Raw genomic sequence first — 19174 nt, 5'->3', positions numbered from 1 at the left:
TAAACACCATTTGGATGATTGGGCGGGGTATAGTTATGTCGGGATTTAGCATTGAGCAGGGTTTGTTAAGCCCATGCGAGTTTGTGGCGTCACCCAATTTTGGACAACGCCCCGACCCTAACGATATTCACCTGATTGTGATTCATAACATCAGCTTGCCGCCCAGTGAATTTGGTGTAAAAAATGACCAAGGCGAGCATTTTGTTCGTGCATTTTTTCAAAATCAGTTAGACCCTAAAGCTCATCCGTATTTTGCAACCATCTATCAGCAGCAGGTCTCCGCGCATTTGTTTATTGAGCGTGATGGTAAGGTCACGCAGTTTGTGAGTTTTGATGAGCGTGCTTGGCATGCTGGCAAATCTAGTTATTTGGGCGTGCCAAACTGCAATGACTATTCGATTGGGATTGAGCTGGAGGGTGATGATTATAGCGAGTTTGACGACAGGCAATACCAAGCGTTAAGTGGCGTGATTGCCGCGATTTATCAAGCTTATCCCAAAACCATCAATCATCTAGCCGGTCACAGCGATATCGCGCGCGGTCGCAAATCCGACCCGGGGCTGCATTTTGATTGGGTGAAATTAAGAAACATGGTCAATAGAAACATGGTCAATAAAAGTGAAATCAGCCATTAGATGATTTTCCAAAATTTATCGTATGGCAATTTTTTCACATGATGCTACTGCCCAAATCAAAATAACTGATAACAACTTCTCGGCAAAACTTGCAGCGATTCTTTCATGTCAAAACTTATCAAATCCACCGCTATTATTAGTTTCTTTACCTTATTTTCACGTATCTTGGGCATGATTCGCGACATGGTATTGATGAGCGTGTTTGGTACGGGGGGCATGATGGATGCGTTTTTGGTGGCCTTCAAATTGCCCAATTTTTTGCGGCGGCTGTTCGCTGAAGGCGCTTTTGCCCAAGCTTTTGTCCCTGTACTATCCGATTATCAACACCAAGCCCAAAATAACGACATGACCGATAGCAAAAAAGCCTTGCTTGGCATTCAAATTCTTATCAGTCGGGTGGCAGGTACGTTATTGTTGATTTTATCAGGTCTTACCGCCGTGATAGTCATTTTCGCGCCCGCTGTGATTGCTGTGTTTGCGGTCGGTTATCTGCATGAGCCTAGCAAATTTGCCACAGCGGTTGAGCTGCTTCGTATCACTTTTCCTTATTTGTTATTTATCGCGATGACCGCGTTTGCTAGTAGTATTTTACAAAGCGTGGGGCGGTTTGCCTTGCCTGCCTTTGCACCGGTGATTTTAAATGTGTGTATGATTGTGGGCGCGATTTGGGTAGCACCGCTGCTTGCCAAGCCAATTTTGGCGGTCGGTTACGCAGTTGCGGTGGCAGGTTTGCTGCAGCTATTGATTCAATTACCGCAATTGCACAGCCATCAGCTACTCGTGATGCCAAAGGTCAGCTTTCGTCATCCTGGCGTGCGACGGATTTTAAAACTCATGCTCCCTGCGCTGTTTGGGGTATCGGTTACCCAAATCAATATGCTGGTCAACACGGTACTGGCTTCAACCATGGTTGATGGCTCGGTCTCTTGGCTGTATACCGCCGAGCGGATGAGTGAGTTGCCGCTAGGTCTGATTGGGGTGGCGATTGGCACGGTGATTTTGCCCAGTCTATCCAAAAGTATCGCAAGCGATGACCATCAACAATTTGGACACACCCTAGATTGGGCGACGCGATTGACGGTGTTGGTCGGCGTACCTGCATCCATCGCGCTTGGCATGATTAGTAATGTGTTTATGATATCCCTGTTTGAACATGGAGAGTTTGTGCGGCAAGATGCCATGATGAGTGGGCTTGCGCTACAGTGCTTATCAGGTGGGATTTTGGCATTTATGCTCATTAAAATATTTGCCCCGGCTTTTTTTGCCCGTCATGACAGTCGCACCCCTGTCAAAGTCGGTGTGATTAGCGTGATTGCCAATGTCGTGCTAAGCCTAATACTGGCTGAGTTATTTAAAAAGTGGCAAATCGCGCCCCATGCCGGGCTAGGACTTGCCAATACACTGGCGTCTTTTATCAATGCGGCGCTGTTATATTTTTATTTACATACCCAGGGTATTTATCGGTTTGGTGCGGCTTGGCGACGATTAGCGGTTATCTTTGCCATGGCAAATGGGGCAATGGGGTTGGCACTTGCCGCTGGTATTCATTTTTTCCCCGTTACTGCGCATCAAGGTGTTCGTATTATTGCGCTATTGGCGTTGTGTGTGGTGGGCGCTGTGGTGTATGGCGCAGCGCTATTAATCACTGGCTTTAAGCTATCAGAATTAAAACCGCATCATAGCGTTCAATAAATAATAGAAAATAAACAACGGACAACGGACGAAAAAAGCGGCTAAATAAAATTTATCTAGCCGCTTTTTTTAACTGAAGTTTTTAATTAATTTTTGTGAGTGATTTTTGCACGTGAGATTTTTTAACCGATTCAGGCATCAACCCACCAAGACATTAGCGCTTTATCGAATTTTGGCAGTCTTTATTATCACAAATTCCATATAGTACCAGCGAGTGCCCTGCTAGGGTAAAGCCAAAGTCTTTGGCGACTTTTTCTTGCAGCGCTTCGATTTCTTCATTGTGAAATTCAATGATTTTGCCGCATTGGTCACATACCAAGTGGTCATGGTGCTCATCTTTGGCGATTTCAAACACTGACAAGTTGTTTTCAAAATTGTGACGCTCGACAATTCCCGCTTGTTCAAACTGGGTTAGCACACGGTAAACAGTCGCAAGCCCCACGTCTTCGCCGTGCTCCATCAAGGCTTTATACACATCTTCTGCGCTCATATGATGGGATTCGGCTTTTTCTAGCAATTCTAAAATTTTCAAACGCGGTAACGTGACTTTCAAACCGGCACGACGCAAATCTTGGTTGGTAAAAGACGACATAAAAATCCTCGCACCTATCAGGTGTCGCTTATAAACTAAAAATTATAACTATAATAACAAATTCGATAAAATCCCACAGTAAAAAAACGTGACATCACTGGCAAAAGCGCCCGTTGACAAATAAAGGGCGAATGCAGGCTAAAGACAAAGTACGCCAACCACCAGAACGCCAAATACCAAACCACCGCGGCGTTTTACACCCAAACATTAACTGTATGTAAAATAATTTAAATTTTGGGGTCAATAGGTAGGCAAAAAAACCCAAATCACGTATGATAAGTCGTAAATTTTATCGTTCACCATCTCAAAGCGGTTTGACAAATGACATCTATCACAACACTATCAAAAAAACTGGCAGTCCTGCCTTTGGTTGCCGTAATTAGCAGCGTCACCGTATTACCAGGTTGCTCATGGTTTAGCGTGTACAAAATCGATATCCCACAAGGCAAGCCGATTCATGAAGACAAATTAAGCCAAGTGCAAGTGGGTATGAATGCCAATCAAGTGCTCTATATACTAGGTAGCCCAACCTTTAGAGACACCCTAAATCCTATGCGTTGGGATTACCTGTATGATTTTACCCCAGGTACTAACGCCAAACGCGCCAACAAGCCCGCGATTCATAACGCCCAACAATACGCCAAAATTTATTTTGACCAAAATGGTATTGTCACCCGTATCGAGCGCCCAGCGGTGACTCAGTAAGTTTTTTTGACTAAAAAGCCAATCACAGCATCACGGCAATGATTGGCTTTTTTTATGCACTACACAATAATACCGGGTCACGCCCTTATCGGTTGAATTTTTTAGACAGTAATTTGCGTTTGTTTTGCGGGTCGATGGTCAAAGGGCGATAGATTTCGATTCTATCGCCTGTGTTGATAGCACTTTGCCAGTCTAGTTTATGGGAAAACACACCGACACTATAGCTAAAAATCTGCGGATACTGCTGTTGCCAGCCTGTGGCATTGACTGCATCAATCACCCGGCTATCATCGGCGAGTTGCAGGGTTAACCGCAATTGTGTTTGGCTATCGGGCGCAAAGGCTATATCAACAGTAATCATTTTGCCAATCCTAGTACCCACCCCACCATCGCCAAAATCACCGCCAATGGCACAATAATGCGCACCGCAATGCGCCAAAGGTTATATAAGCCTTCTGAGCTAAAATTCAATGATTTGCGCAAATGGCTGATTTTCATTTGCCAGCCTGCAAATATGGCTAGCCATACCGCCGTGACTAAACTTATCACGATAATTAGCTGATTGAGCCAAGCAGTTGGTACCATGGCTAGCGCAAGACTAAGCACCGCCAATACCACCAATGCCAAAAAGTTAAATTGCTGTTGTTGCCAGCGTAATGACACTTGATGGGTCAAGATATGCAGTAAATACGCCGCCCCTGCCAGCATTGCCAATGCATTCAGCACTGCCGCCATCGCGCTGTTTGGCGATAAAGTCATGGCAATCAGCGCACCCGCTAGTAACTGAAAACTCCACACCGGTAATACATACCGACTCGCGGATTCGCGTACTTGATCTGTCGCCGTAGTGTTCATCGTGAGCATTTGGTGGGTGCGCGCATGCCAGTATAATCCTGTACCTGCGCCAACACAGACCAGCGCCAACACGACCGCCCCCGCCCACTCCGTCAAGGAGGTGGCTGTCATCTGCCACGCCACAAACCCACCCTGCATGACATTGACCACCAACGCGGCAACGGCAAAACCGACCGCCAACCAACCTGCCAAATGCTTGATAAAACTCAAACCAATCACTATCAGCACCATGATGGCTAACAAGGCAGGCAGAGCAATATTGCTCACCAGCGGATGGATAATCTCGCCACTACTTGCTAGTAAATGCCCCACAACCGCCATCAGCAGCACAATCGTCAGCCAACCAAACCCGCGCCAGACCGTTGACACGTCAGCTTCACGGGTCAGTATGGGCAGACCGACCAGCGGTGACGTACCACTACGATGCGCCAAACCAATCTCTGCAAACACCAATGGTAACCCGACCAAGGTCATCGCCACTAGCCACAACAACCAAAAATCAATCTGCCCAATGTAGTCACGGCTAAACCAAGTAAAAACCAGCAGCGGCAGCAAGCTTGCTATCAAAATCGGCTGTAAACGATTAAATGGCATGGTGTTGGATTCCTTTGTAGCGGTGGGTTGTCGTCATAAAATTATTTGAGTCGCTTCGCTAAAGTGACTTAAAAAAATGACTTAAAAAAAATGACTTTGAAAAAACTGACTGTAAAAAACTGACTGTAAAATTCAACAGTGCAAAACTAAATCGCCGCTATTTTAGCAAACCCACACCGCATGCAAAACCCACCAACGCAAAATCCACACAAACTTATCAAAAATAGCTGTCAAAATAAAAAACCCTGCGTATCACAGGGCTTTCTTTATGGCTGCACATTATTACTTCACATTAAAAAGCGCGGTTACACGTGCGGTAAAATCGCAGGCATCAAATCATGAAAGGTACGACCTGACGCAGTTTCACCAATAGCATGCATTTTCCACTCACCGTTATGGCGATAAATTTTTGCCAAAATCAGCGCGGTATGACTGCCTTGGGCTGACAAATCATAACGGGCAACTTCACTATTATTGCTGGCATTCACCAAACGACAAAACGCATTATTGACCGTGGCAAAAGTTTGACCCGTAAAGCTATTGACAGTAAAAACCAAGGCTTGCACATGGTCAGGGATGCGAGATAAATTGACATTAATCACTTCGTCATCGCCATCGCCAGCACCGGTGCGGTTGTCGCCTGTGTGTTGTATGCTACTGTCTTTTGACTGCAATTGTCCAAACCAAATCGCATCCACCATTTGTTTGTTGGCATCAAGCATGATACACGATGCATCCAAGTCAATGCTGCCGCCTGCGCTGCCACCACCGCCAAACAAGCCACCCAAAAATCCACCTAATTTTTGCGGCGCAGCACCGACATCCCAACCCAGACCCATTTTGATTTGGCTAAGTGCCCCACCTGCTTCTTTTTCTAGCGAGATTTTTTGACCTTTTGATAAATTCACTGCCATGTTGGTTTCCTTATTTTTTACTATATTTCTACTATTCTATCTAGCTATGTTTTAAGAGTTTAATAACGGTTTAGCAGAAACTGACTATAACAAACCGCCCAAAATACCTTCATTGCCACCGCGTCCGCCTGAGTTTGACCCCAATAAGCTTTGAATCCAGCCTTGGTAAGTATCACGGTTGCGCGAGCAAATTACTACTTTGCCTTGACCTGAGAACTTTAGCACCATGCCTTCGCCGCTCGTGACTGAATTGATGATATTGCCCAAAAAGCCTTTTTTCTGGCTGGTCGCCATTGACAGGCTATATTGCAGTCGGCTATCCCAGCATACCACGTGACCGTTATCAATAATCACATCTTTATCAGGCGTGACATCAATCTCAAACAAAGAACCAAACCCAGATACCACAAGCTGACCTTGGCCTTGTGTTTGCATGACCATAAAGCCACCCGTATCCCCAAATACAGCGCCGCCTAAATTGCGCTGGATATTGGCACGCAAATCAACGCCATTAGTTGCTGCCACAAAGGCACCGTCACTGAGCGTATACTGATTAGCACCGACGTCTAAAATTTGCATATCGCCATCAAGTGTGGGCGCCAGTAAGCAGTCACCCTCACCATTGACCGCTTCAATTTGCTGCTGAAAAATCGACTCGTCATTGGCAAATCGGCGCATCAAAGCTTGCATGATGCCGCCACGCATCTGACCTTTGAGCTCAAGATTTGACTCCATCATGACCATGGCATTGGATTCGCAATAAATCGAATCGCCTTTTTTGAGATTACAATGCAAAAATGGCTCAATCGTCCCAATCATACTAAACGTCGCTGCCATAGGTTAATGTATCCTTATTGACTAAGTGGCAAAAATGATGATAAAAGTAGCTAAGTTTGAAAAAGCCCTTAGGCTTAAAAAAGCGCTCAAGCTTAAAAAGCGCTCATGCTGAAAAAAAGGGGCAAGCCGATGCCACCCCATTGTTAAAAAAATGTTAAAAGATTTTAGCCAAAGAACTAAACAGCAACGCCATATGACGCAGCCAATGGTCCTAAACCGCCAGCAAAACCTTGTCCAACTGCGCGGAATTTCCACTCGCCATTGTTCTTATAAAGCTCACCAAAAATCATTGCTGTCTCGGTGCTGCTGTCTTCTGACAAATCATACCGAGCCACTTCAGCGCCGCCTTGGGTATTCACGATGCGAATATAAGCGTTTGCTACTTGACCAAAGTTTTGGTTACGCGCTTGACCATCATAAATCACCGCACAAAATACTACTTTGCTCACATCGGCTGGGACTTTAGTTAAATCCACTTTGATGACTTCATCATCGCCATCGCCTTCACCAGTGCGGTTATCACCCGTATGCTCTACTGAGCCATCGGATGATTTTAGGTTGTTAAAGAAAATAAAATCTGCATCTGCCCGTACTTTACCCGATTCATTGACCAAAAACGCGACCGCGTCTAAGTCAAAGGCTTGCCCGTCAGTGGCACGTGGGTTCCAGCCAAGACCAACGGCCATGTTGGTTAAATTCGGTGCTTCCTTTGATAAATTAACATTACCACCTTTGGTTAAGCTAATTGCCATTGTTTTATCCTTTGTAATAAATTTTTGAAATCAAATAAGAAAATCGATGTCCGTTGTCATGCGCTGCGCCTTTCACGCTCAGACTACAAGTGCCTAGAACAAAAGCGCGCCCAGACTAAAATCGCCCAAAATAAAAGGCTCAAACACCATAAAAAATCGCCTAAAAAAACAAAACGTGAGCCGAAACCCACGTTTTAACTATACCTTTGGTGATAGAATTTGTCCACCATTCGGCTACATTAAGCTGTTATATTTATGTGTCAAAAGCTTAAGGGATATTAAGCTCAAGTCAGCATCCTAAATACCGCTACGGTTACGCATGAGCCCCAGTCTTTTTAGCATCTTTTAGTGTTTAGCCAAGGCTGCTTGGCGCTTACGGTAGCTGATAGAGTTAATCACTGCCCATACGATAAAGGCAATCCCAATCAAACCCGTCACGATTTCTGGCACTTCGATATGCACAGTTGCCAATAGCATGATGACCGCCAACGCGCCAATCGCATAATGCGCGCCATGTTCTAGATAAACAAACTCATCGAGCGTGCCTTTTTCTACCAAGAAAATGGTCATGGATCGCACAAACATCGCACCAATGGCAAGCCCAAGCATGATGATAATCACGTCATTGGTAATGGCAAACGCGCCAATCACCCCATCAAAACTAAACGATGCATCGAGTACTTCTAGATACAAGAAACCTGCGATACCGCCTTTGGCAATCGCGCCCGCTACTTCTTTGCCCTCAATCACATCGGGGGTTGATTCATCATCATCGTCCGCGCCTTCTAAAAGGCTTGATAATACATTGGTGGCTAGATAAATCAAAATACCAAACACACCTGCGGTCAAGACAGCGGCTTTACGCGCTGGATCTACCCAAAACAGCGCCATCATCAATAACGCCAATGCCACAAACACGCTCATGGCATCGACTTTGCCAAAGCGCGCAAGCTTACGCTCAAGCCATTCAAACCACATCACTTCTTTTTCATCAAAGATGAAGTTTAAAAAGACGAGCAACAAGAACATCCCACCAAACGCCGCAATCTCTGCATGGTGCTCAATGAGCTTTGCCGAGTATTCTTTCGGGTTGTTGAGCGCCATGTTGATGACATCCATCATGCCCATATCGGCAGTCACCGCGACGATGACAATCGGGAATACTAGACGCATACCAAATACCGCGATGAGCATACCCACAGTCAAGAAAATCATTTTCCAAAACTTATCCCAGGTTTTGAGTACCGAGGCATTGACCACCGCATTATCAAACGACAGCGAAATCTCCATCACTGCCAAAATCAGCGTGACAAACAGCGCCGACATCATAGTGCCAACGCCACCATGCGAAAAACCCCACCACGCTGCAATTGCCAGCGCAATCGTGGTAAAGACAATATCAAAATAAAAATGTCTCATAACAATCCTACAAATTGAAAAAATTAACGGCTAATAGAGTCATCTAACGCATAAGATGATTGGATGTGACTATCTTACACAACTATTTGTTCAATCATACTACAAATGTGTTACCAAACAATTGATTGCACGCTTAAACCACGCATTATGGCAAATATTCGCCAACTTGGTGCATTTATGGGTACAATAGCCACTTTTAATTTTTTAAACCAAGTGCTAACTGCAAAATATTGGGGTCAGCCTATGTTTAAACCCTGTTTGGAAGCGTCGCGGCATGTTAGAAAACTTTATCACCCTTGTTCTGATTCTTACCCCATTGGTGGTCGGGTTTTTGCTGCCATTACCGCAACGATTCATGCCGCTGGTAGACAAGCTACTGACCAACTTGGTGTTTGTGATTTTAACCTTTATTGGTCTTTCGTTGTCGCAGATTCCTAACTTGGGCGCGCAGATTGGGTTTATTGGCACCAATGTGGCGGTATTGGCGATTTGTACCCTAGGTGCAGGTTTTATCAGTTTGCTGATATTTGACAGGCTGCATCCTTGGCAACGTGCCCTTCCCCATGAGAATAGCCAAGCAGGTTTTAGCATCACAGGAAGCCTCGTTCAGTTGTGCTGTGTGGTGTTGGGTTTTGTACTGGGCAAATTGCTGCCAATAACGGATTTGCCGATTGATGGCATCATCAAGGGCTCGTTGATTTTGCTGATTTTATTGGTAGGTTTTCAGTTGTCGCATTCGGGGATGACGTTGCGGCAGGTATTGGTCAACAAACGCGGCGTACAAGCCTGTGTGATTTTTTGTCTGAGTGTGGCAGTCGGTGGTTTAGTGTACGCACTGATAATGCCTGATGTGACCTTCACCCAAGGCTTAGCGCTATCCTCTGGCTATGGCTGGTATTCGTTGTCGGGAATTATCATGACTGATGCGTATGGCGCAGTTTGGGGAAGTGTGGCATTGCTCAATGATTTGTTACGTGAGTTCACGGCGCTACTGTTTATCCCTATGCTGATTCGCAAATACCCAACCACGGCGGTGGGTTTGGGCGGGGTGACCACCATGGATTTTACCTTACCGGTCATCCAAAGCTCAGGGGGGAATGAAGTGGTACCGCTTGCGATGAGCTTTGGATTTTTGGTCAATATCATCTCACCAGTGTTAATGGTGGTATTTTCAAGTTTTGGCTAATCACACAATCAATACGCGCAAAACTCAACTTGTTGGTCGCCATATGGGCTGCGTACTGTCACATAATGCAGACCTTTCATGATAAGTTCAGTAAAAAAATTTGTTTGTTTTTCACTCACCATAAAAAACCCCGCTCATGTCATCACACGATCGGGGTCTTCGTATTCGCTAATACGATTATTTTCGCTAGTACGATTATTGGGCTAACGCAGGATAATCGGTATAGCCTTCTTGATCGCCACCATAAAAAGTGGCTGAGTTCGCTTTATTAAGCGGCGCATTTTGGTGAAAACGCTCAACCAAATCTGGATTTGCAATATAACTACGACCAAATGCGACGGCATCAATTAAGCCATCACGAATTAGCGTGTCTGCTTTTTCTGCGGTATAGCCGCCAGCACCGATAAGCACGCCGTGATAAGTATCACGAATTTGGCGACGGAATTCTGCTGTAAAGGGTTTTCCACCTGCCCAGTCTGGCTCAGAAATATGTAAATAGGCTAGGTTAAAGCTATCAATCAGTTTGATGATTGCTAATGCATCGTCTTCGCTACCGGCATCCACACCATTGAATTGACCCAGTGGCGAGATACGGATACCCACTTTGTCACTACCAATGGCGTTAGTGACTGCGGTTAAAATTTCTTTCAAAAAGCGCATACGGTTCTCTAAGCTACCACCGTATTCATCGCTGCGTTGGTTGACGCTCTCATACAAGAATTGATGAATCAAATAGCCGTGTGCACCGTGGATTTCAATAACATCCATGCCCGCCTCAATCGCATTACGCGCGGCGCTGGCAAAATCATCGACGGTTTGTTTGATTTCTGCGGTGGTCATCTCACGCGCTGGCGTAGCAGTCACACGGTATACTTTGCCTTCGTCATCTCTTAACGAGGTGCGTACCGCATCACCCAAATCCACGGTTGATGCTGATACAGGCGGCTGACCTTGTGGGCGCAAGCTATAATGCGATACTACCCCTGTGTGCCATAGCTGCATAGCGATATGACCGCCTGCTTGGTGTACGCTATCAGCAATCATTTTCCAGCCTGCAATTTGTGCATCACTAAAAACACCGGGCGCACCTGCGTAGCCTTTGGCATCGGCTGAGATATCAGTGGCTTCCGTGATAATCAAACCACTGCTAGCGCGCTGGGTATAATAGGTTGCCATGAGTGGCGTTGGCAAGCCACCAATATTTTTTGTTCCATTTGGCAAATCAGCACTACGCAGACGGGTCAATGGCGCCATAAAGACGCGGTTTGGCAAGCGCATCGCGCCCACGTTAATCGGTGATAAAAGAGCGGAGTAAGACATACATTCCTCGGGATTGTTGATTCATCTTTCGTTGAGTTATTGGACGCTGCTAGCTTCAAGTCATAACAAACTTGATAAAAAAATTGTTGCAGCATCCTTGTTTATAAGGATTTTAGACTTATATACGTTGCTATCAAACTTCGTCACAGCGTAATTTTCACAGGTTAATCTGCTGTTAGAAGCTTGAGCAAAGACTACGTTTTAGCAAGCATCTGTTTCTAAAACACATTTGTTTTTAAAAAGCTTTTGCGAGTTTTAGACAAATTATTGCAATTGCTTTCAGTATTTTATTCTATGATAGCTCTGTGTTTGAGCGTAACGTTTACTTAATAAGTGCCATGGTGCATTTTTACAAGTGGCAATGTATTAACAATAACAAATTCTTAAGGATCGGCATGAATAATTTCCAATATTACAACCCTGTGCGTATCGTATTTGGCGAAGGTCAAATCAAAGAACTCGCCAATCTTGTCCCTGATAATGCCCGCGTACTTATCACCTATGGTGGTAGCTCTGCCAAAAAAACCGGCACACTCGATGAGGTGAAAACCGCGCTACAAGGTAAACAGCGTGAAATCTTTGAATTTGGCGGTATTGAGCCAAATCCAGAATTTAATACCTTGATGAAAGCCGTCGATATGGTACATGCCAACAACATTGATTTTTTGCTCGCTGTCGGTGGTGGTTCAGTACTTGATGGCACCAAATTTGTTGCATTGACTGCCACCTTAGATGACGACAAAGACCATGAAAAAGCGTGGGAAGCATTAAAAGGATATACCCGTGATATTCAAAATGCGCTACCGCTCGGTACTGTATTGACTATTCCTGCAACAGGTTCAGAGATGAATTCAGGCGGCGTTATCAATCATAGTGAGCGTCATGCCAAATTGCCTTTTGGTAATCCGCTAGTATTCCCGCAGTTTTCGATTCTTGACCCTGCCAAAACCTTAACGCTACCTGAGCGTCAAATGATGAATGGTGTAGGCGATGCGTTTGTGCATGTGATGGAGCAGTATCTGACTTACCCAGTCAATGCCAAAGTCCAAGATAGTTTCTCTGAAAGTCTGCTCAAAATCTTGATTGAAGAAGGCCGTGCCGTCAAAGCCAACCCTAACGACATGGAAACGCGGAAAAACATCATGTGGACAGCGACAATGGCACTCAATGGTCTCATTGGCACGGGCGTACCACAAGACTGGACCACCCATATGATTGGGCATGAATTAACCTCCCTACACGGCATTGACCACGCCCGCACCTTGACCATTGTGTTGCCTGGGGTGATGCGTGAGCTCAAAGATAGCAAAAAAGACAAGCTGCTACAGTATGCCAAAAACGTTTGGCATATCACTGAAGGCAACTCTAATCTAAGCGACGAGGATAAAATCGAGCAAGCGATTGTTAACACCGAAAACTTTTTCCGCGAGCTTGGCTTACCGGTGAGATTGTCAGATGCCGACCTTGATGCGTCTGCAATCGCGCCAATTTTAAGCCAATTAGAAGAACATAATATGGTTAAGCTTGGTGAACATCGTAGCAATGATTTGGCAGTGTCTGAGCGGATTTTGCGCGCAGCGATTTGATGATATAAAAAATGGTATAAAAAAAGACCTAGCCATTTGCTAGGTCTTTTTTTGTGGTAGCAACAGTTAAAAACCATTGGGATGAGCCAATTCATCATGCCCATCTTTATCAATCACTTTTGGCAGTGGCAATGCCATACCGACACTACTAGGCGTCTCTTGAATCACCACAGGCGGTGGCTGATAACGGGTAATCACTTCATTGCCCTGCTCATCCTCGCTGAGCACATACTGGTAGCCTTTGCGATTAAAGCGTTTAACTAGCCTTTGATACCACCCTGCAAAACCTGTCGTGCGTTCGTTGGGGTTATGATAAAACGCATTCATCACCGCAGGTAGCCCCAGACCACATACCACGCCGGACATCAATACCACGATAAAGGTATACCCCACCAAAAAGCTGCTATAGGGCTGCAATTCAGGGACGTTAGAAACCGATAAAATCAATGCCAAAGAAATCGCCCCGCGTACCCCGCCCCACGATAAAATCGTCAAACTGCCGTTATAACTGGTTTTTCGAACATCGGATAGCAGACTAAATGACGCAAAATTTGCCAAAAAGCGGGATAAATGCAGACAAATAAATGCCACCACACCGCCCAAAATCAACGAGGTATTCAGCTCTAAAATAAATAGCTCCAGACCGATAAGGGTGAATAAAAATGAATTGATAATCCCCTCAATGGCGTGCCAAAAGTGATTCACATAGGTGATTTCCCCTTCGTCTAAAATCTGGTGCCAACGGTTACCAACAATCAAGCCACCGACCACACAAGCAATCGGCGCGGAAGCATGCGCATACAATGCCACCAAATACGACCCACACGCCAAAAATGCCGTAGTCAAAATCAGTGACTCCATCTCGTGTTTACCGCTTAAAATCCGCAGCGTCATCTGCCCAAAAAACCAACCAATAATCCCTGCAACTACGATTTCATACAACAATACTTCTACTGTGGTCACGATGCTAAAGCCATTGCCTTGCAGACCATGCAAAATAGTCATAAATAGCGCAATACACACTGCATCATTGAACAGCGACTCACCTTCTAGCTTAATCATCAAATGGCGCGGCGCTTTGATAGAGCTAAGCACGCCTTTGATGCCAATCGGGTCAGTCGCGCCCAGTGCTGCACCCAGTAACAACAATACCGCAAACGGAATACTTGCCCCTGTGAGCCACTGAAAGCCAAACATCAGGCTTGCAAAAAACAGCGCACACAGTGCCAATGCGATACTTGCCAAAATCCCAATCGGTTTCCAATAGTTTTTGAGATCGGACACCTTAAACGTCAGCGCCGATGCCGTCAAAATAAAACAAATCACCCCATTGATTAAAAAATCGTAAAAATCGATATCACGCACCGCATTTTGGATACTGGTGATATTGATGGTAATAAACTCGTTGCCATTGAGCAGGCTTGCGCTCCACTGCAAAATAAAAACCAGTACCGCGGACACAATGGGCACCCCAATGGCTTGTGGAAAGTCCAAAATCCGCTTGTTAAATAGCGTGGTAATGATGGACAACGCACAGACGGCTGCAAAAATTTGTAAAAAAATAAAATTTCCCATAGGCGTTTTTTTAGCTCTTCATTCTATAAAACACTGTCACCAAAGCCATTTTTAGCCGTGACAAAGCAAAAATACTTCGACAAAAATAAAACCCTACGACAGTTTGTCGTAGGGTTTTACCGTAAGCAATTGTTTGCGCAAATGCAAGCAATTTTTGTGATTAATATCTCTTAAACCGTGTTGGCGACATGATGCAGCCAGCGCTGAATCATCACATCAAGCGCTTCAGGCTTATAGGGCTTGGTACAGTAATCTTGCATACCCGCGTTAAGATATACTTCTTTATCCCCATGCATGGCATGTGCCGTCACTGCAATGATAGGCGGCAACTGATTGAATGATTGTTTGAGTATCTTGGTGGCTTCCACCCCATCCATGATGGGCATTTGATGATCCATCAAAATGATATGATATTTGCTAGGGTCAGCTTTATAAAAATTGACGGCTTCGAGCCCATCTTTGGCTCGGGTGACTTCATAGCCATATTTTTTTAGGCTTTTGACCGCGACCATGGCATTTACTTCATTGTCTTCTGCTAGCAGAACATGGGCAGGCAGGCGTTCTAGCGGTTGTATTGTGGTTTCATCATGACTTTGGTGCCACTGCTGATAGCTGATTTCATCAGTTGCTATTATTGGTAGAGATAGGGTAAAGGTTGAGCCTTTATTTTTTTCACTGGTTACCTTAATCGTGCCGCCCATCCCTTCTGCCAACGCTTTGCACACAGATAGCCCGAGCCCTGTACCCCCATATAAACGATGAGTAAACTTATCAGCTTGATTATAGGCATCAAAAATCACTGCCAATGATTCAGGCTTGATGCCAACGCCCGTATCAATCACATTGAATTTGATTTGGTGCTTATCACCGCCATTCATAGCTTGAATGGTCACTTTACCTTGTTTTGGGGTAAATTTGATGGCGTTATTGACTAGATTCATTAAAATCTGTCGCACCCGCACCGGATCGGTGTTGACATATTTGGGCAAGTTATCAGGGTAATCGAAGGTTAGCTCCACGCTGTTGTCTTTTGCAGTGGCTAAAAAGCATTGATACACGTCTTGGCATAGCTGTGCTAAATCAACCGGGATACTCTCAAAACGTATTTTACCTGATTCTACTTTGGATAAATCCAAAATGTCGTTGACGATGGTCAGCAGATGCTCATTGGATGTTTTAATCGATTTGATATAGTGTTGCTGCTGCGTATCAAGCGGTGTCTGCTCAAGCAATTCAAGTATGCCCATGATACCATTCATCGGCGTACGAATTTCATGGCTCATATTGGCCAAAAATGCGGTCTTTACCTCATCGGCGCGCTCAGCTTGGTAACGCTGCTGACGTAATTTTAAGGTATCACTGACCATCGCCGCCAAATCTGCTAGCACGTGTTGTTGATTGGCATCAAAATCTTGATGCGGCTGGTCGTCAATCACACACAGCGCACCCAAAGCAAATTCCCTACCTTGACTGTCGTGAACCACGATGGGTGCACCAGCATAAAACCGAATATAAGGGTAACCGGTAACCAAAGGATTGTTTTTAAATCGGGTATCTTGGTGAGTATCGAGCGTGACAAAGGTGTCGTTTTGTGTAATGGTGTAATTGCAAAAAGCAACATCACGGCTGGTTGAAGGTTCTTTTAGACCAATTCTTGATTTAAAAAATTGTATATCAGCATCCAAAAAAGTAATGGCGACAATCTTAGTACCAAAAAATGCCTTAGCCAAAGCGCTAATACGCTCAAATTCGGCTTCTTTGTTCGTCTTGATGATATGGTACTCATCCAATACCGCTAGACGCTGTTTTTCATTGTTTGCTATAGGATATGATATCATCTCGTTAACACCGTCCTACTACGTGATAAAAATTAAACGCTGAGGTTATTTTAACGCTTCAGCAACCAACATCATCCCCACCACTGAGGTCACGGCAACTGCCGATCCATAGCCGCCACAATGCAAACCACCTGTTTGACAGGACTTATCAACAATCGGCGGCTGTGATGAAAACACACAGCGAATACCGAATTTTTCTTTCATCGTACGATTGATGCCATAATCTTGACGAAGTCGCTGTCTGACTTTAGCCAGTAGCGGATCTTGGTAAGTATCCTTAAGGTCTGCCACCTGAATTTGGGTCGGGTCTGTTTTACCACCTGCCCCACCCGCCATAATTAACTTTAATTTATTGAATCGGCAATGCAGCGCAAGCGCAAGCTTGGCATTCATATCATCGACACAATCTAATACCACAAGCTGTTTACCTGACTGTTTAAGCTGTGATTGCAAAGCACGATTAGGTATTAACAATTGTACGTTATCTTTGCTCAAAAAATCGTCAATCAAATGTAATTTGATATGGGGATTGATTTCTTTGATACGTGCTGCCATGGCTTCAATTTTGCTTTTACCAAAATTGCTATCGGTAGCAGGTAATTGTCGATTGACATTGGAAGCTACTAGCACATCCATGTCAATTAATGTCATCTCGCCCACACCTGTACGAGCCAGTCCCTCAGCTGCCCATGAGCCCACCCCGCCCACGCCCACCACATACGCATGCAGATTCTCAAACTTACTAAATTGCGCGGCGCCATACAGTTTTTGGGTACCCGCAAAACGGCGTTCGTATTGGGCATCAGTTAATGTCATATCAGGCGTCATTTCGGCTGTCATTGTCATGGTTTATCTTAATCTTGGTCAGGGTTTATATTCAATTTGTTTGGGATAGGATAATCCCAGCTGACTTGTAGTGCAGCGCAGCTATTTTGCCACAACTGTTCGGCGAGCCGTGATTGATCTTTTCTTAATAAGTCTGATAATGCTGTCAACACGTACGGCAGATTGGCAGGTACATTGCGCCTACCGTGCGTCCCATGACAGGGCAGCGGCGTAAAGTCTGGGCAGTCCGTCTCAATCACAATAGCATCAAGCCCAACGGTTTTGACAAGTTCTGTAAGGGTATGGCGCAGTTTTTTGGCATTCGGATTGGTCACTTGCCCAGTGATGCCGATTTTAAAGCCCAGATTGACCAGCGCTTTGGCTTCTTGGATACCGCCACTAAAGCTATGGGCAATGCCGCCTTGGGTAAATTTTTGTGATTTTAACATTTTAATCACATCGCCATGCGCGCGGCGAATATGTAGCAGCGCCGGCAGTTGGTATTGTTTTGCCAATTCAAGTTGCTGAACAAAAAAATCTTGCTGCCTAGCGTAATTCTCCGCAGTTTTCATCGGCGCAGTAAAAGTATCAAGCCCGATTTCCCCAATCGCAATGGGAGAATATTGCTGAATAAACTGCTCTAGCCGCTGCAAATCGCTGTCTTTATGCTCAGTGATATAAAAAGGATGCAACCCAAAAGCTAAATGCGCCAAAGGTGTGGCTTTGCCTTGCTGCCCATAACCTTGCATTTGCTGTTGGCACGCCAACATTTGTGCAAAATACTTTGCTAAAAAGCCTATCAAAACCAGATGATGAACGCCATTATCCCATGCCAATTGGGATTGGATTTCACGGTCATGATCGAAGCTATCCACATCAAAATGGGTATGCGTATCAATTAATGGCAAATCAAACGAGCAAGTCGGATCATTTATCATAGTCATATCATTTCAAATACTGTGGTTTGACAATACCGTTTAGCTCGCTGTATGGCACGGTCAACTGCGGTGCAGCCCACGCACGTCATGTATTTATCCTTTATTTGTTATCAGCACATAGCTTTACATAAAAATTTTAGCCATTGTTTTAGTTATGGTTATCTTGCTCAGTATTTTTATTGATAGGCTGCTCAAGTGTATTTTTAGCGGATAGACTTTTACGGCAATCGGCTACTTTATCAGCCTGTGGACTACTGCGTCTAGGTAGCAACAATAAAGCTGTCGCAGCAACCCCTAGTTTAATCACCCTCGATATGCTCATACCTTTTCTTTCCCTGCCTTAGTTTTTAAACCTTAGCTTTTAACAGTATTGCCATAAAAAAACCCATCAGTCGATACCCGTTTAATGGTGGACTAATGGGCTGTTTTCAAATGCCGTTATAGTAAATAGCTGTTATATAACAACGTAATTTGATAAGTATTCGATAATTATTAGAATTTTTTACCCAACACTTTAGCAGCTAGCTCTTTACCCATGGTAAATGCAGTAGTTTTGGCAGGTTTTGTGCCATTTGAATTTACCGCAGCATTATCAGCAGGCTCATTGTCAACCGTTGCTGGATTATTTGCTTTGTTTTCAATGGTCGGCTGGGTTTTGTTACGACCTTTTAACATATAGTAAGCGGCACCAAGTACGCCAAGTTTAATTAAGTTTGATTTGGTTACGCCATTTGGGAATTGCATAGTATCCTCACTTTTTTTGTAGTTGTTAATATTTTAAATTAATAGTTATCGCTAATGGATTTATTGTAGCCAAAACTTAAGCTTTTTACTAAAGTAATTAGGTTACCAATATTTATTGTTTGCCATCATTGGGTTATCGTTTGGTAAATTGGGTAAAATCCTTTTAA

General features: G+C 44.5%; 19 protein-coding genes. 5 read left to right on the top strand and 14 right to left on the bottom strand.

The features are described from left to right. Positions 1-35: 35 nt before the first annotated feature. Positions 36-635 (top strand): 1,6-anhydro-N-acetylmuramyl-L-alanine amidase AmpD, encoded by a 600-nt coding sequence (gene ampD / locus RT422_RS04715; protein WP_198510459.1) that lies wholly within the window; start codon positions 36-38, stop codon positions 633-635. 105 nt (positions 636-740) lie between these two features. After that, the gene (gene murJ, locus RT422_RS04710; RefSeq protein WP_313421494.1) at positions 741-2327 is read left to right on the top strand and encodes a murein biosynthesis integral membrane protein MurJ; all 1587 of its coding nucleotides are present in this window, start codon (positions 741-743) and stop codon (positions 2325-2327) included. A gap of 154 nt (positions 2328-2481) precedes the next feature. On the opposite strand, the gene fur is transcribed toward murJ, so the two are convergent. Beyond that, the gene (gene fur / locus RT422_RS04705; RefSeq protein ID WP_050325439.1) at positions 2482-2919 is read right to left on the bottom strand and encodes a ferric iron uptake transcriptional regulator; all 438 of its coding nucleotides are present in this window, start codon (positions 2917-2919) and stop codon (positions 2482-2484) included. A 321-nt stretch (positions 2920-3240) separates the two neighbouring features. On the opposite strand from fur, the gene RT422_RS04700 reads away from it, so the two are divergent. Next, positions 3241-3624 carry an outer membrane protein assembly factor BamE gene (locus RT422_RS04700; RefSeq protein WP_282841825.1) on the top strand — a complete coding sequence of 128 codons (384 nt, stop codon included), beginning with the start codon at positions 3241-3243 and terminating at the stop codon, positions 3622-3624. 85 nt (positions 3625-3709) lie between these two features. On the opposite strand, the gene RT422_RS04695 is transcribed toward RT422_RS04700, so the two are convergent. The 6 genes from RT422_RS04695 to RT422_RS04670 form a co-directional block, all read right to left on the bottom strand. Next, on the bottom strand, positions 3710-3985 hold the full coding sequence (locus tag RT422_RS04695) for an RnfH family protein (protein ID WP_159374121.1): 276 nt from the start codon (positions 3983-3985) through the stop codon (positions 3710-3712). After that, positions 3982-5073, bottom strand: a complete 1092-nt coding sequence (locus RT422_RS04690; protein ID WP_313421493.1) for a hypothetical protein — start codon at positions 5071-5073, stop codon at positions 3982-3984. The genes RT422_RS04695 and RT422_RS04690 overlap by 4 nt, the downstream gene beginning before the upstream one ends. Before the next feature lie 305 nt (positions 5074-5378). Continuing rightward, positions 5379-5987: a TerD family protein gene (locus tag RT422_RS04685; RefSeq protein ID WP_099833442.1), complete on the bottom strand. Its 609-nt coding sequence runs from the start codon at positions 5985-5987 to the stop codon at positions 5379-5381. A gap of 84 nt (positions 5988-6071) precedes the next feature. Then, complete coding sequence (locus tag RT422_RS04680) at positions 6072-6824, bottom strand: TIGR00266 family protein (RefSeq protein WP_060995590.1); 753 nt, start codon at positions 6822-6824, stop codon at positions 6072-6074. 176 nt (positions 6825-7000) lie between these two features. Then, complete coding sequence (locus RT422_RS04675) at positions 7001-7576, bottom strand: TerD family protein (protein ID WP_065254149.1); 576 nt, start codon at positions 7574-7576, stop codon at positions 7001-7003. A 345-nt stretch (positions 7577-7921) separates the two neighbouring features. Further along, positions 7922-8995, bottom strand: coding sequence for a DUF475 domain-containing protein (locus RT422_RS04670; RefSeq protein WP_313421492.1), 1074 nt, complete (start codon positions 8993-8995; stop codon positions 7922-7924). Positions 8996-9269: 274 nt separating this feature from the next. Here RT422_RS04670 and RT422_RS04665 point away from each other — a divergent pair, with 274 nt between their 5' ends. Next, positions 9270-10181 carry a lysine exporter LysO family protein gene (locus RT422_RS04665; RefSeq protein ID WP_313421491.1) on the top strand — a complete coding sequence of 304 codons (912 nt, stop codon included), beginning with the start codon at positions 9270-9272 and terminating at the stop codon, positions 10179-10181. Between the two features lie 195 nt (positions 10182-10376). On the opposite strand, the gene nemA is transcribed toward RT422_RS04665, so the two are convergent. Then, entirely contained in the window at positions 10377-11501 is a 1125-nt protein-coding gene (nemA, locus tag RT422_RS04660; RefSeq protein ID WP_313421490.1) for an N-ethylmaleimide reductase, read from the bottom strand. 395 nt (positions 11502-11896) lie between these two features. Here nemA and RT422_RS04655 point away from each other — a divergent pair, with 395 nt between their 5' ends. Then, positions 11897-13087 carry an iron-containing alcohol dehydrogenase gene (locus tag RT422_RS04655; protein WP_313421489.1) on the top strand — a complete coding sequence of 397 codons (1191 nt, stop codon included), beginning with the start codon at positions 11897-11899 and terminating at the stop codon, positions 13085-13087. A gap of 66 nt (positions 13088-13153) precedes the next feature. On the opposite strand, the gene RT422_RS04650 is transcribed toward RT422_RS04655, so the two are convergent. From RT422_RS04650 to RT422_RS04625, 6 genes are all read right to left on the bottom strand, one after another. Continuing rightward, positions 13154-14662, bottom strand: coding sequence for a cation:proton antiporter (locus RT422_RS04650; RefSeq protein ID WP_313421488.1), 1509 nt, complete (start codon positions 14660-14662; stop codon positions 13154-13156). A 170-nt stretch (positions 14663-14832) separates the two neighbouring features. Beyond that, complete coding sequence (locus RT422_RS04645; RefSeq protein WP_313421487.1) at positions 14833-16500, bottom strand: ATP-binding protein; 1668 nt, start codon at positions 16498-16500, stop codon at positions 14833-14835. 45 nt (positions 16501-16545) lie between these two features. Then, positions 16546-17328, bottom strand: a complete 783-nt coding sequence (locus RT422_RS04640) for a tRNA threonylcarbamoyladenosine dehydratase (RefSeq protein WP_313061178.1) — start codon at positions 17326-17328, stop codon at positions 16546-16548. A 26-nt stretch (positions 17329-17354) separates the two neighbouring features. Further along, on the bottom strand, positions 17355-18263 hold the full coding sequence (locus RT422_RS04635) for a TatD family hydrolase (protein ID WP_286190320.1): 909 nt from the start codon (positions 18261-18263) through the stop codon (positions 17355-17357). Between the two features lie 148 nt (positions 18264-18411). After that, a complete protein-coding gene (locus tag RT422_RS04630) occupies positions 18412-18585 on the bottom strand; it encodes a hypothetical protein (protein ID WP_313421486.1) in 174 nt (57 codons plus the stop codon). A 170-nt stretch (positions 18586-18755) separates the two neighbouring features. After that, positions 18756-19007, bottom strand: coding sequence for a hypothetical protein (locus RT422_RS04625; RefSeq protein WP_313421485.1), 252 nt, complete (start codon positions 19005-19007; stop codon positions 18756-18758). Positions 19008-19174 lie beyond the last annotated feature (167 nt).

This window comes from Moraxella sp. CTOTU49803, assembly GCF_032097965.1.
Classification (GTDB): domain Bacteria; phylum Pseudomonadota; class Gammaproteobacteria; order Pseudomonadales; family Moraxellaceae; genus Faucicola; species Faucicola tetraodonis.
The sequence above is the reverse complement of the archived record's forward strand: the minus strand, read 5'-3'. Positions and strand labels throughout refer to the sequence as shown.